Genomic DNA, 12483 nt, shown 5'->3' on the forward strand with positions numbered 1-12483 from the left:
AGGAGATGTTTTACCATGTTACGTAAAGTGATGGATATAATTGAACCGGTATATGTTCGTGAAGGAGCAGGTGTTTTACTCCGCAGAAGTATAGCCACCTCTCGATTAAATTACCTGGATCCCTTCCTGCTATTTGACCACTTTGGATCAGATGACCCCCGGGACTATCTGGCGGGATTTCCCCTGCATCCCCACCGGGGAATAGAAACAGTGACCTACATGCTGGGTGGAAAGATAAACCATAAGGATAGTCTGGGCAATCAGGGAACCATTGGTAAAAGGGATGTGCAGTGGATGACCTCTGGTTCAGGAATCATGCACGAGGAAATGCCTCAAAAACCAAAAAGGGGCAAAATGGAAGGATTCCAATTATGGGTTAATCTACCGGCCCGGCTGAAAATGACTGATCCCCGGTACCAGGAAGTAAAAGCAGATGATATTCCGGAGGTTAAAGTTAATGGGGCAAGGGTTAAGGTGATAGCCGGGGAATACCAGGGAGTAAAAGGGCCGGTTAAAGAAATATATGCCGATCCTGAATATCTGGATGTATTTTTATCTTCTGGTGGGGAGTTTAAACAATTTATTACTCCCGGGCACAATGCCTTTATTTATTTATATGAAGGAAGTGGTCTGGTTTCCGGGGCGGAAGTATCCAGCACCTGTCTTCTGGTACTGGGGGATGGAGATTATTTAGAGGTAAATGGTAAGGAGGATATGCGGTTTCTTTTGGTATCTGGTAAGCCTTTAAATGAACCCATTGCCCGGCACGGGCCCTTTGTGATGAATACCCGGGAGGAGATCCGGGAGGCCCTGGAAGATTTGAGGAAGGGGACTTTTGTTAAGTAATACTTAAAAAAAAAGTTTTGATTAATAATCTTAAAATTGGGCTATTTTTTTAATCTATTCATAACATTTATAAATAGTGTAATACTATTATGATTGATATTTTGAGCAAAAATTTTTCAATAATATATTTTAAAATTGTAGGGGATGTTTTAATTCGTGATTGGGATATTGGCCAAATATGGGAAATTTTGGACAATCTAAATTATATTAACGAAGAAAATGTTAGAGAATCTCGCCATGCCATGACTTCTTTTTCAAAAAGAAGTAGTTTGCTTAACAGGGAGATTATTTATGATTCATTAATTAATAAAAAACCAGTATCCCTAAGTAAAACGAGTCATGATACTTTTAAAGTGATATATGAACATCCTTCTAGAACTAGTCAAGATTTATATTTGATACTCCAATTTGATGAAATGGAAAATATTTTAATAGTTACTGTATATACCAATAGCATTGAGAGGAGGGTACGTCACCATGCCCGTTAAGGCAGATTTCGAAGTTGATTACAAATATGATAGCAAGGTAGATGCACTATTTATTCATGTTAAAAAGGACTATGAATATGATACTTCTATTGAACTGGATAATGATATAATACTTGATTTTGATAAAAAAGGTGTTCCAGTAGCTCTTGAATTATTGAATGCTTCACGTATTCTTAAATCTCCTAAATATTCCTTAAATGATATTCGTAATATTAAAATGAGCATTGAAGTGGATGAAAAATCCATTAACCTCCATCTACAAATGGGTGTGATTATTCATAATAAAAACCAAACCCAATCTATGGATACTTTCACCTCTAATGATATGGGCATTCCCAGTATTGAAACGGAACTGGCCAGTGCATAGATTCTATAATTAATATTTTTGCTGATATATATATTTTAGGAGTTTTTGCGTGAAAGCGCTATTAATTAAACTTCTGCAGATGGTTTATATTTCCTCTGCAGTTTTATTTTCTAATATCTTCTTTTTCAGCTGTTTTAAGAAATTTTCAGGATCTGTGGGAGATATAAATAGCTTACCTCCGTAAATCACGGATTTATCTGTTTCGATTAGTATCCCTTCATTGCTGGTGAATATAGCGTAAAACTTCCCGATTTCCCCATTCGAGAAGCGGCCCCCGAGCATGGATATTCCAAATCTTCTGATGCTGGTATGGGGAATTTTATGGGCTTTAAAATCTTTAATTTTTTTATATTCTATGTTTTTTGTTCCAAAAAGCCATTTAGCTTTGAGGCTTTCTTCTCTTAGTTCGTATCGAATTTGATAGCCGCTGTAGAATAGAATGGCTAGGCCGATGATTATAACCAAAAAGATGACTGTAAGCCGGACTTCTTCTCCAGATAAAAACATGAAAATGGCTATAACTAAAAAGAGGGTTATTAATCCTCCATTGAGAGCTTTAAAAAGTGGGGATATTTCTGATTTGTATACTTCGTTTGTCATTATAACACCTCAAACTTAATGGATAAAACATATTTTACACTATGGATTTATTATTTCCACTTCAATATCTCGCTTTTGGCATACCCATTCCAGAGCGGGATCAGCTCCAGTGCATAAAATAACCATATCAACCTTTTTGGGATTATATTCCCGCATAAACATATCATAACCGGCAATAACCTGGCCAATTACTAAGCGGTTAAGTCTCTTTTTAGCTTCTATTAATTCTACTGATTTATGGGAGACTTCTTCTTTGAATTTTTTATAAGAAAACTCTTTCTGGGGGTAAATATGGCTGGAATTAGTGGTTTTGAGTGGAAATTTTACTGCATCTATCCTCCTGATTCTGGATTTAGGCGGCCAATTACCATTCTTACTGGATCCAATAGGGACTTCTAAATAATAAGTTCCCTTATTTTCAAGGGAATAACTATGTATAAGTTTATCTTCCAGGGTTCTGGGAGTCCATTGTTCTTTTAAAATCATATTAAAGTCCAAAAGCTGCTCATATTGCACTATAGATTTACTCTGATTCTGGATAATTTTTCTCCAGCAAATCATTTATTTCTGTAATCTGATTCAGGATGGATTCCACAACTACTGATTTATCCACACCTAACTCCAATTTTAAGGGTATTAATGCCACATCATCACCGGTAAAATATAATTTTTCTTCTAATTCTAGTTTCATAAGCGCTTTTTTTACCTTAGGTCTCTCTTCTACTGCACTTAACCATCCTTTTCCATAACACATTAACCAAAAGGGCGTATTCTGCACATTGTACCAATTTCCATAATGCAATTGAATAAAATAATGATTATCATGGATATAGAAGAATCTTCCATAATAATCTTTACCTGGTGCCGATCTGCAACCTTCTGTTGAATATATTTCCCGAGCAACCCCGGTAGTAACTACTTGATCAATAATATCAGAAAAATCTATATTCCGGCGAGCAATCATGGGAGAAATTTCCTGAGAATCAAGGGGTAAAAATGTTTCTTCATCCATTTGCTCACATAAACCCTTCAACTGGATTAAATCTGCCCGGGTAACTTGATCATTATATCTAATTGGGCTTCTATAAAAGCTAATAATGAATTCCAGTCAGTAACCGCTAGATAATTTTTTTCACTTACCTTAGCATTAATATATGATTTACCTCTAATTTCCTTATCCAGAATAATCCCTGCTTCCTGGCAGCGATTTTTAAGTTCCAGCCAGATGGACTGGAGTCTTCGGGAGGGAACTAGAAACAATAAGATGGATGTTTTTTCAGAATCTAACCGTTTTAAATAATTAATGGGCTGATTTTCAGTTAACCCGGCCCAAAATTTGGATTCAATTATACATGTCCTGCTACCTTCATCATCTAGTCCCACCAGATCCGGAATGGAACCATCTTCTCCATAATCCTGGGTTTTGAAATATAGGTTTTTTTCCATTTCCGGATCAATCATTCCTAAAAACCGGGAAATACTCATTTTAGCATCAGCAGAACTTGAAATAATATAATTCAATCCTTCTGTTGCAAGATTCTCTGCCTGCGATGTAAAATTCATTATTATATGGCCGAATAAAGTTTTCATATAATTTGACTCCTTTAAAAACAATAAAAGTTAATTTTTATTCTTCGGAGAAATAATCGCTGTCAATTTTTTTAATATCATAGGATTTTTGTTTAGAAACCCCTATATCATGGTCAATCATGAGTTGGGCCAATCTATTTCCATCTATTAAGACTACTTTACTATCAATTATGGAAGCGTATTCTAGGGCTCCTTTGGAGAAATTGGATGTGGTCAGGAATACGCCTTTTTTGGCTTTCTGTCCCTGTAGTGCTCCGGCAAATTTTTGTATCTCTGGTCTCGAAACCGTATTTTCCCATCTTTTAGCCTGGATATAAATGGTATCCAGTCCCAACTTATCTTCATTGATAATACCATCGATTCCACCATCATTACTTTTGCCAATGGCTTCCCCGGCATCTTTACGGGAACCACCATAACCCATATTTAATAATAAATCAACCACCAGCTTTTCAAAAAATTCAGGAGAACAATTTTTAATATTTTTAATCAAATCTTGAGCTACCTCATCCCTGAGGCTCTGGTAACTGTATTCTAAAGATTCTTCGGGGGTTAGTTCTTCCCGGATAGTTTTTTTGGCACATTTTTCTTATTACCTGCTCTAAACTTCACAAAATCAGGAAACTGCATTAGAAAATCAACATCAATTTTATCTAGGCTTTGCTCTAAAACTTTCAATCCTTCTCCCGTTATATTGAAATAACCTCTTTTCCGGGATTCAACCAGCCCTGCTTTTTTCAGGTATGTTCTTGCCCATCCCACACGATTTTCAAATATAGGTTGCGTACCACTGGGTAAAAGGTCATTTTTTTCTTCTTCAGTTAATTGAAATTGATTGGCAAGTTGTTCGAAGGTATTTCTCATGGAATGTTCTTTTTTATCACCTGCTAACTTTAAAAAAGGCAACATTATTGATTGATAGTCAGGTATTGGCATTTTTCATCCTCCTAAACTTCAGTTCCATTAATTAGATATCTAGATGTTTTCCTGCTGTTTTTTTTAAGAATGTGCTTCAGCCCACTCTTCACAGACCACTTTCGCCTGCTCCAATACAATTTCCACAGCCTTTTGAGTCTCTTCAGAAGGATATTTATGCTTTTTAAGTATTCTCTTAACAGCCACTCTCATTTTGGCTTGAACATTTTCCCTTAAGGTCCAGTCAATAGTTAAATTACTTTTTATGGTTCTCACCAGTTCCATGGCAATATTCTTCAACTCATCATCACCTAGAACTTCTCCAGCTTCTTTATTAACCATTAAAGCATCATAAAAGGCCAGTTCATATTCACTAAGGCCCAGATTATCTCCCCTTTCGTCAGCTTCTCTGATTTGTTTGGCTATATCAATGAGGTTCTGAATTATTTCCGCACTGTCAATATTACGGTTTCTATATTTTATTAAGGCATTGTCCAGCATTTCTGCAAATGATCTTCCTTCCACTACATTTTTTCGTGATCTGGTGCGTATTTGTTCCTTTAAAAGTTTCTCCAGTAATTCTGCGGCCAGATTCTTCTGGGGCATGGCACTTACTTCTTCTAAAAAGTCATCAGAGAGAATAGAAATATCCTGATTTTGTATTCCACTACCTTTTAGATCCTTAGTTCCAGTTAATGGAATAACTCCTTCCGAGGTTATGGCATCAGAAACAATCTGTTTAATAGCCAGCTCCATCTCTTCTTTACTGAGTTTAGGGCCTTCTTCCTCATCATCATTCTTCATTAACTGGGCCTTAACTGCTTTAAAGAATTTAACTTCGTCTCTTATTGCTAAAGCTCGTTCATGAGGAACAGATAGGGCAAATGATTTGGAGAGTTCATTTACATTTTTTAAGAACCTATTTTTACCATCAGATAGTCCCAAAATGTGATCCATGCTTCTTAATAGAGTTCTCAGTTGTTTAGTAGTATCTGGAGTGAAATAATCATTATAATCAAAGTTATGGAACATGGATTTAACCACATCGTATTTTTCCAGCATTAAACCCACGGCCTTGTCCTGATCAAAGGCGGGTTTTCCTTTACCTCCACCTACCGTGTAAGAATGAATTGCCTTTTTTAATTCGGCTGCTATGCCCAGATAATCAACTATAAGTCCCCCTTCCTTGTTAGGATAGACTCTATTAACTCTGGCGATGGCCTGCATCAATCCATGGCCCTGCATAGGTTTATCTATGTACATGGTGTGTAAATTAGGCACATCAAAACCAGTAAGCCACATATCCCTTACAATTACCAGTTTAATTTCTGAATCTGGATCTTTAAAGGTTTCACCCAGTTCTTTTCTTCGCTGCTTGTTACGGATGTGTTTTTGCCATTCTTCACCATCAGCAGCAGAACCAGTCATAACTACCTTTAAAAAGCCCTTATCATCTTCTTCATTTTCCCATTCTGGTTTTAATTTGATTATTTCGTTGTAGAGGTCTATGCAGATTCTTCTACTCATACCTACAATCATTCCCTTACCATCCTGGGCATCTAATCGGGAAGTGAAGTGATTTACCACATCATGAGCCAGTTCTTTTATTCTTTTTTCACTGCCCACTATGGCCTCGGTACGGGCCCATTTACTCTTAAGTTTTTCCTTTATTTCCGCTTCTTCTCCTTCGGTAACATCCTCAAAGTCAGGGTCGATTAAAGCCTTTCTGGCTTCATCCATGTCCAGTTTAATGAGACGGTTCTCGTAGTAAATGCGTACCGTGGCCCCATCAGCCACAGATTGTTCTATATCGTATATATCTATGTAATCTCCAAAGACCTGGATGGTATTTTTATCTCCCAGTTCAATAGGAGTTCCTGTAAATCCAATATAAGATGCATTGGGTAGAGCATCCCTCATGTGCCGGGCAAAGCCGTCAATAAATTCGTACTGGCTTCTATGTGCTTCATCAGCAATAACTACAATGTTAGTACGGTCTGATAGAAGTGGATATTTGGTATCCTTTTCTGGTAGGAATTTCTGGATGGTGGTGAAGACTATTCCTCCAGAGGCAACTTTTAAGAGTTCCTGGAGTTTATCTCTACTGTCGGCCTGCTGTGGTTCCTGTCTTAAAAGGTCCTTTGATTTGACGAAGGTTCCAAATAACTGGTCGTCCAGGTCGTTTCTATCAGTTAAAACCACTATGGTGGGGTTGTCCATTTCTAAAACTAATTTACCTGAATAGAAGGCCATAATCAGACTCTTACCTGATCCCTGGGTGTGCCACACCACTCCACACTTCCTATCTCCATCTGGTTGGGATGCTTCTATGGTGGCGTCCACTGCCCTGTTTACAGCGTGGTACTGGTGGTAAGCAGCCAGTTTTTTCTTAATTTCCTTTTCCCGTTCAAAAATGATGAAGTGCTTTATTAAATCTAAAATAACTTCCCTGTTGAGCATTCCCCGGAGCATGACTTCTAACTGGAAAGTGTCATCGGTTATGGTCTTACCATCAATGGTCTTCCAGGGCATGAAACGTTCCCAAGAACTGGTTAAAGTTCCAGCTTTTGCTTTCATACCATCAGAAGTTATAAGAATTTCATTAAACTGGAATAGAGAAGGAATCTCGGCCTTGTAAGTTTGCAGTTGTTTAAAACCAGTTTTAAGGGTGGCCTTCTCATCAGCCGGGTTTTTCAGTTCTATTACTACCAGTGGTAGGCCGTTTATGAATAGAATAATATCTGGCCGGCGTTCATTTTTGTTTTCTTTCACCGTGAACTGATTAACTGCTAAAAAATTGTTATTAGATGGCTCCCGAAAGTCGAACATGTAAACTTTATCGCCTTTTAATCTATCATTTTCCCTGTATTCTACATCAATGCCTTCGGTTAATAACTGGTGAAATAAGAGATTATTGGATAAAAGATCATTGGACCGAGATCTCAAGACTTTTTTCAGGGCTTCTTCTATGGCAGAAGAGGGGATTTCGGGGTTTAGTTTAGTTATAGTATCTCTGAGTCTTTGTTCTAATATAACATCTGTGAATTCATTCCTTTCTGGAGAACCTCCACCCGGTGAAATATTATTCCCATGAACATAATCATATCCTAAACTTTTTAAAATATCTAAAGTATTATCCTCTACTTTTTCCTCATTTAACATCCCTTACTCCCCTTTTAAGCATTAGTCCATAATCTTATATTCATAAGCCATTTCAGAAATTATTTCAGTCCGCTTCATAAATTCTTCTTTATTCCAATTGTTTATATTTAAGAAATAATCATTTAACTGAATGTGACTTTTTCATAGATTTCTTCTTTTTAATGTTAATTACTCTTATTTTTCCTGACATTATTTTGGGTAAAAGTGAATCTCTAATTTTGGACAAATTACGTGATTCTACATTATTATTTATTATAAGATCAATAATTGGAGTCATGATCTTATTAAATTTAGAAAATAGTTCATTTGATGGAGCTACTACTAAAGCATCTGACAAATCTTTTCTTTTTATATGGCCCATTGTAGTTGTTTTATCAGCAGCTGTTTGTCTAAAAGTTTCTAAATGATATTTTGTCCAATAATAATAGAACCATTTAGGATATTTTTCAGAAGAAACTTTGAAAAGGTGTTGGTTTAATGCTCCTTTTCCTCCACACCATAAAACAACTTCTAAACTTCCAGACCAAGAAAATATTACATCTCCATCATCAATGATATAATTAGAATCAATTTTTGAGCTTGCTTTATCACTTGCAGCAGTAATACCTTGTTTAAGTTCCCTTATTTTGATTACAGGGAGATAATCATCTTTTTCTGGTGGGAATTTTTGTAAAGCTAAACCATTCAGATAGTTTGCTATTTTATCCAGTGATTTTACTTCCCAACCTTTAGGTATCTCTCCTAACTCAGAATCAACCATTTCACCGCCACTTGATTTGTAAGGTTTTCTTTCTTCATTGGGAAATTCATAATGGACAAACCAGTGCTTGAAAATGGCCTGGCCGATTCCTTCCAGGGTTCGGTTCATTTTTTGGTTGATTTCAATTTTTTGCTCAATATCTGATAAAATTTTGGCAATTTTTTCTTGTTCATATAGTGGAGGAAGAGCAATTTCAATTTTTAATATCCTAGAAGGCGATGTATGTTTAACCGTCGTACCTGATGCTGTTGCTAAGACTAAATGTCTGTAATCGTGATTTCTTAATTTCCAATATAAAAATTCTGGTGTAACTTCCTTTGACTTAAATTTCAGTAATCCTAAACGTTGATTATGCAAATATTTTTTGTCGTGGGAAAATGGAATTTTAGCAGGATATCCTAATGTATCCCCTTCTTTACTTAAATCAGTCATTGTTACGATTATATCGTCCTTTTTAAGAATATAATTCTCTGGAATTTCACCAGTGTAATATTTAAATTTAGAATCATTAAATCCCCCACCTATTTTGAAATTTCCGGGGGTTAACAATATATGTTGGGTTTCTTCCTCTGAAAAAAACTTCCCTTTAAAAGCAAACCCATGTTTAATAGCGATTAAATCTCCTAAAGAAACTAATTCCCATGCTTCAGGAACCAATCCTATTTCTGTTTCTTTATATTTTGAATTCATAATTTAAACCTGCTTAAAATGGTTTAAAAGAGCTATTTGATACATTCTAATCAAATCAAACAGATCCAAGGAGTACCTTACAATAATATCCTTTTCAATTGAAGGATCGTGGCAAACAAATTGACTTCCACCTTGTCCATTAGGATGAGGAAAAACTCTACCATCATGCACAAAGATGCTCCTTTTTTGGTACAAAAAATTAAGAGGTAATTCAATAAATCCATCAGTACTGTCGATGTCCTTCAAATAACATCCATATTCCGGATAACATTTATCGTAGTCAATATAACATTTTTTAAGTCTGTAACAAGCCGGAAGGAAAGAGTTAGTCTCTATTTTTTTTATTTTTGAGTTTGGATTAGATCTAACTCTAATCAAATCAGTACTGTCTAAAGTATATTTTGCGTCCTTACTTTTAAAATTCGACACGATTTTAATTCTTTCTTCAATTGGAAGATTATCTTTAAAAAATTTTTGAAAAAGTAATGTTTTTTTCTTATTTTGATTATATTTGAACCTAGTTGCGGCTTCTATTGCAATACACAGATATAAAAACTTATCACATTCATCTCCGATATTTTCTATCCGTAGATAAATTAAAATCGATCCTAAAAATTTTCTATAAGCATTCAAATCATCAAAATTTTCAATTAAATCTATGTAATCCTTCTTCAAATCAATAGGAATATCATCTAAGAATTTCTCTAGAACTTCTTTATCTCCTTCAATTTCAGGATTAGGATCAAGAAAGATACTAAAAGCAGCTTGTTGACTTGGATTAAATTTATTTTTTTTTGCTGCGTATTCATCTTCAATTTCTTTTTGAATTTTTAAAGGAAAATTAAAACTGTAATTCATAACCAATCCCCCTTAGGTTAGCTTTAATCTCTTCTTCTAATTTATCAGATTCTTTAAACTGTTCAGCCAAATCAGAAGTCAGCCTTTTCATCTTCTCCTCAAATTCTTCTGGATCTTCTTCTTCCTCGGCAAAACCTACGTAACGGCCAGGTGTGAGTATATAATCACTTTTTTTAACTTCTTTCAGTTTCACAGACTTACAGAAACCTCGAACATCCTCATATTCACCAGCTTCCTCTTCACCTCTCCAGGCATGATAAGTATCAGCAATCTGGGCCACATCTTCCGTATTTAATTCCCTATGGGTCCTATCAGCCATAGTCCCTAATTTACGAGCATCAATAAACAAAACTTCCCCTTTTCTATCCCTGAATTTCCCATTCTCCTTATCCTTGGCCAGAAACCACAAACAGGCCGGAATTCCAGTATTATAAAACAACTGGGAAGGCAGGGCCACCATACAATCCACTAAATCATCCTCAACAATCTTCTGACGGATTTTACCTTCCACCCCACCAGCAGACATAGATCCATTAGCCAAAACAAAACCAGCCACACCATTAGGCCCCAGGTGATGAATAAAGTGCTGTACCCAGGCAAAGTTGGCATTTCTAACCGGTGGCATACCATAAGTCCACCGTACATCATCCTGCAGTTGATCGGCCTTCCAGTCCTTGTCATTAAAAGGTGGATTGGCCAGTATATAATCGGCCCGGAGGTCGGGGTGTTTATCTTCAGTGAAACTGTTTCCCCACTGGATATTGGAGTCTATCCCTCTGATGGCTAAGTTTATTTTACATAATCGCCAGGTGGTTTGGTTGGATTCTTGTCCATAGACTGCAATATCATCCAGTTTTCCTTCGTGGGCCTCTACGAATTTTTCACTCTGGACAAACATTCCTCCTGATCCACAGCAGGGGTCGTATACCCGGCCGTGGTAGGGTTCAATCATTTCCACCAGAATCTTGACAATGCTCCGGGGAGTGTAAAACTGGCCTCCCTTCTTACCCTCAGCATTGGCAAACTGGCCCAGGAAGTACTCATACACCCGGCCCAGAATATCCTTGCTCCGGTTTTCCCTATCTCCCAGACCTATTCCACTAATTAAATCAATGATTCCGCCTAAGCTCTGCTTGTCCAGGGCTTCCTTGGCATAGTCTTTAAATAAAACACCTTTAAGATCAGAGTTTTCCTTTTCAATGGCATCCATGGCTGAATCAATTAATATTCCAATATCTGGCTGTTTTGCCTTGCTCTGTAAGAACTCCCACCGGGCTTCTTGAGGCACCCAGAATACATTTTCAGCTTTGTACTCATCTTTATCCTCGGGATCGGATAGGCCTTCAGGATCGTTTTTTAGTTCCTGATAGACCTCGTCAAAGGCATCAGATATGTATTTAAGAAATATCAGTCCCAGTACTACGTGTTTGTATTCAGCAGCATCCATGTTGTTTCTTAGTTTATCAGCCGAAGCCCAGAGTTTCTCTTCAAAACCTAAATTAGCGCCATTGTTTTTAGCCATTCATAACACCCTAAATAAGAATTATATTATGGCTTTGTTTTTCAATAGCAAACCTTAAATTTTGCTATTTAATCCTGGACAAAATAAGTTTATGATATACTATTGGTGCAATTAAAAAAACAAAATATGTTTTAAATCATCTAAACCCTACAACCCCAAATTCCTCAAAATCCTCCTCACCAACACTATCGTGGTAAGTAAACGACCAATCATGGTCCCAGCGATAATAGACAAAGTTACAAGCAGTAAAGGCGTCCCCTCAAAGTAACCTCCCAGGAAAAACCGGCGGTAGATAACCACCACTACATAAAGAAGGATTACCACCACTCCTATCCGGTCCACATTACTAATAACCAGTTGGGATTCATCATCCCAATGGAGATGGAAGATGCGGTTGGAGAGGATACCAATCACCACCCCTGATAATATGCCCACTATAGCCAGAAAAAGACTGAAATACCCTAAAATTACTTCAATAGTCACTATAACCAAAAAAATCAGTGCTATGCCCCGGTAACCTTTAAGGCGTTTGATTATATTCTCATCCATTAATTCTTTGAGGGAGGCTCCACTCTCTCCTGTTTTCTCCAAAAGCCACATGGTATATAGTATGGTAAAAAGAACAATTAATTTTTTGGGGAGAAAAAGCTGGAAACTTCAAAAAAATTATCTAAAAAAGAAAAAA

General features: G+C 36.6%; 14 protein-coding genes. 3 read left to right on the top strand and 11 right to left on the bottom strand.

The window, feature by feature from the left end; all coding sequences use genetic code 11:
- Positions 1-15 precede the first annotated feature (15 nt).
- The 3 genes from HYG87_RS06590 to HYG87_RS06600 all read left to right on the top strand — a co-directional run bounded on the left by HYG87_RS06590 (position 16) and on the right by HYG87_RS06600 (position 1701).
- Positions 16-846 (top strand): pirin family protein, encoded by an 831-nt coding sequence (locus HYG87_RS06590; RefSeq protein ID WP_249164819.1) that lies wholly within the window; start codon positions 16-18, stop codon positions 844-846.
- 101 nt (positions 847-947) lie between these two features.
- Positions 948-1334 carry a hypothetical protein gene (locus tag HYG87_RS06595; protein ID WP_211532405.1) on the top strand — a complete coding sequence of 129 codons (387 nt, stop codon included), beginning with the start codon at positions 948-950 and terminating at the stop codon, positions 1332-1334.
- On the top strand, positions 1324-1701 hold the full coding sequence (locus HYG87_RS06600) for a DUF2283 domain-containing protein (RefSeq protein WP_211532406.1): 378 nt from the start codon (positions 1324-1326) through the stop codon (positions 1699-1701). The genes HYG87_RS06595 and HYG87_RS06600 overlap by 11 nt, the downstream gene beginning before the upstream one ends.
- A gap of 84 nt (positions 1702-1785) precedes the next feature.
- Here HYG87_RS06600 and HYG87_RS06605 read toward each other — a convergent pair whose 3' ends face one another.
- From HYG87_RS06605 to HYG87_RS06655, 11 genes are all read right to left on the bottom strand, one after another.
- Positions 1786-2301, bottom strand: a complete 516-nt coding sequence (locus tag HYG87_RS06605) for a PH domain-containing protein (protein ID WP_211532407.1) — start codon at positions 2299-2301, stop codon at positions 1786-1788.
- Positions 2302-2340: 39 nt separating this feature from the next.
- On the bottom strand, positions 2341-2862 hold the full coding sequence (locus tag HYG87_RS06610) for a hypothetical protein (RefSeq protein ID WP_211532408.1): 522 nt from the start codon (positions 2860-2862) through the stop codon (positions 2341-2343).
- Positions 2825-3313, bottom strand: coding sequence for a hypothetical protein (locus HYG87_RS06615; protein ID WP_211532409.1), 489 nt, complete (start codon positions 3311-3313; stop codon positions 2825-2827). Before HYG87_RS06615 ends, HYG87_RS06610 begins: the two co-directional genes overlap by 38 nt.
- A gap of 26 nt (positions 3314-3339) precedes the next feature.
- Positions 3340-3891 (bottom strand): PD-(D/E)XK nuclease family protein, encoded by a 552-nt coding sequence (locus HYG87_RS06620; RefSeq protein ID WP_211532410.1) that lies wholly within the window; start codon positions 3889-3891, stop codon positions 3340-3342.
- A gap of 37 nt (positions 3892-3928) precedes the next feature.
- Positions 3929-4384, bottom strand: a complete 456-nt coding sequence (locus HYG87_RS06625) for a restriction endonuclease (RefSeq protein ID WP_211532411.1) — start codon at positions 4382-4384, stop codon at positions 3929-3931.
- 59 nt (positions 4385-4443) lie between these two features.
- On the bottom strand, positions 4444-4827 hold the full coding sequence (locus HYG87_RS06630; protein WP_211532412.1) for a winged helix-turn-helix domain-containing protein: 384 nt from the start codon (positions 4825-4827) through the stop codon (positions 4444-4446).
- 63 nt (positions 4828-4890) lie between these two features.
- Positions 4891-7968: a type I restriction endonuclease subunit R gene (locus tag HYG87_RS06635; protein WP_211532413.1), complete on the bottom strand. Its 3078-nt coding sequence runs from the start codon at positions 7966-7968 to the stop codon at positions 4891-4893.
- A gap of 118 nt (positions 7969-8086) precedes the next feature.
- Positions 8087-9418 (bottom strand): restriction endonuclease subunit S, encoded by a 1332-nt coding sequence (locus HYG87_RS06640; RefSeq protein WP_211532414.1) that lies wholly within the window; start codon positions 9416-9418, stop codon positions 8087-8089.
- A gap of 3 nt (positions 9419-9421) precedes the next feature.
- The gene (locus tag HYG87_RS06645; protein ID WP_211532415.1) at positions 9422-10276 is read right to left on the bottom strand and encodes a hypothetical protein; all 855 of its coding nucleotides are present in this window, start codon (positions 10274-10276) and stop codon (positions 9422-9424) included.
- Positions 10260-11798 (bottom strand): class I SAM-dependent DNA methyltransferase, encoded by a 1539-nt coding sequence (locus tag HYG87_RS06650; protein ID WP_211532416.1) that lies wholly within the window; start codon positions 11796-11798, stop codon positions 10260-10262. Before HYG87_RS06650 ends, HYG87_RS06645 begins: the two co-directional genes overlap by 17 nt.
- Positions 11799-11945: 147 nt before the next feature.
- Positions 11946-12398: a hypothetical protein gene (locus HYG87_RS06655; RefSeq protein WP_211532417.1), complete on the bottom strand. Its 453-nt coding sequence runs from the start codon at positions 12396-12398 to the stop codon at positions 11946-11948.
- Positions 12399-12483: the final 85 nt, after the last annotated feature.

Source organism: Methanobacterium alkalithermotolerans (assembly GCF_018141185.1).
Classification (GTDB): Archaea; Methanobacteriota; Methanobacteria; order Methanobacteriales; family Methanobacteriaceae; genus Methanobacterium_F; species Methanobacterium_F alkalithermotolerans.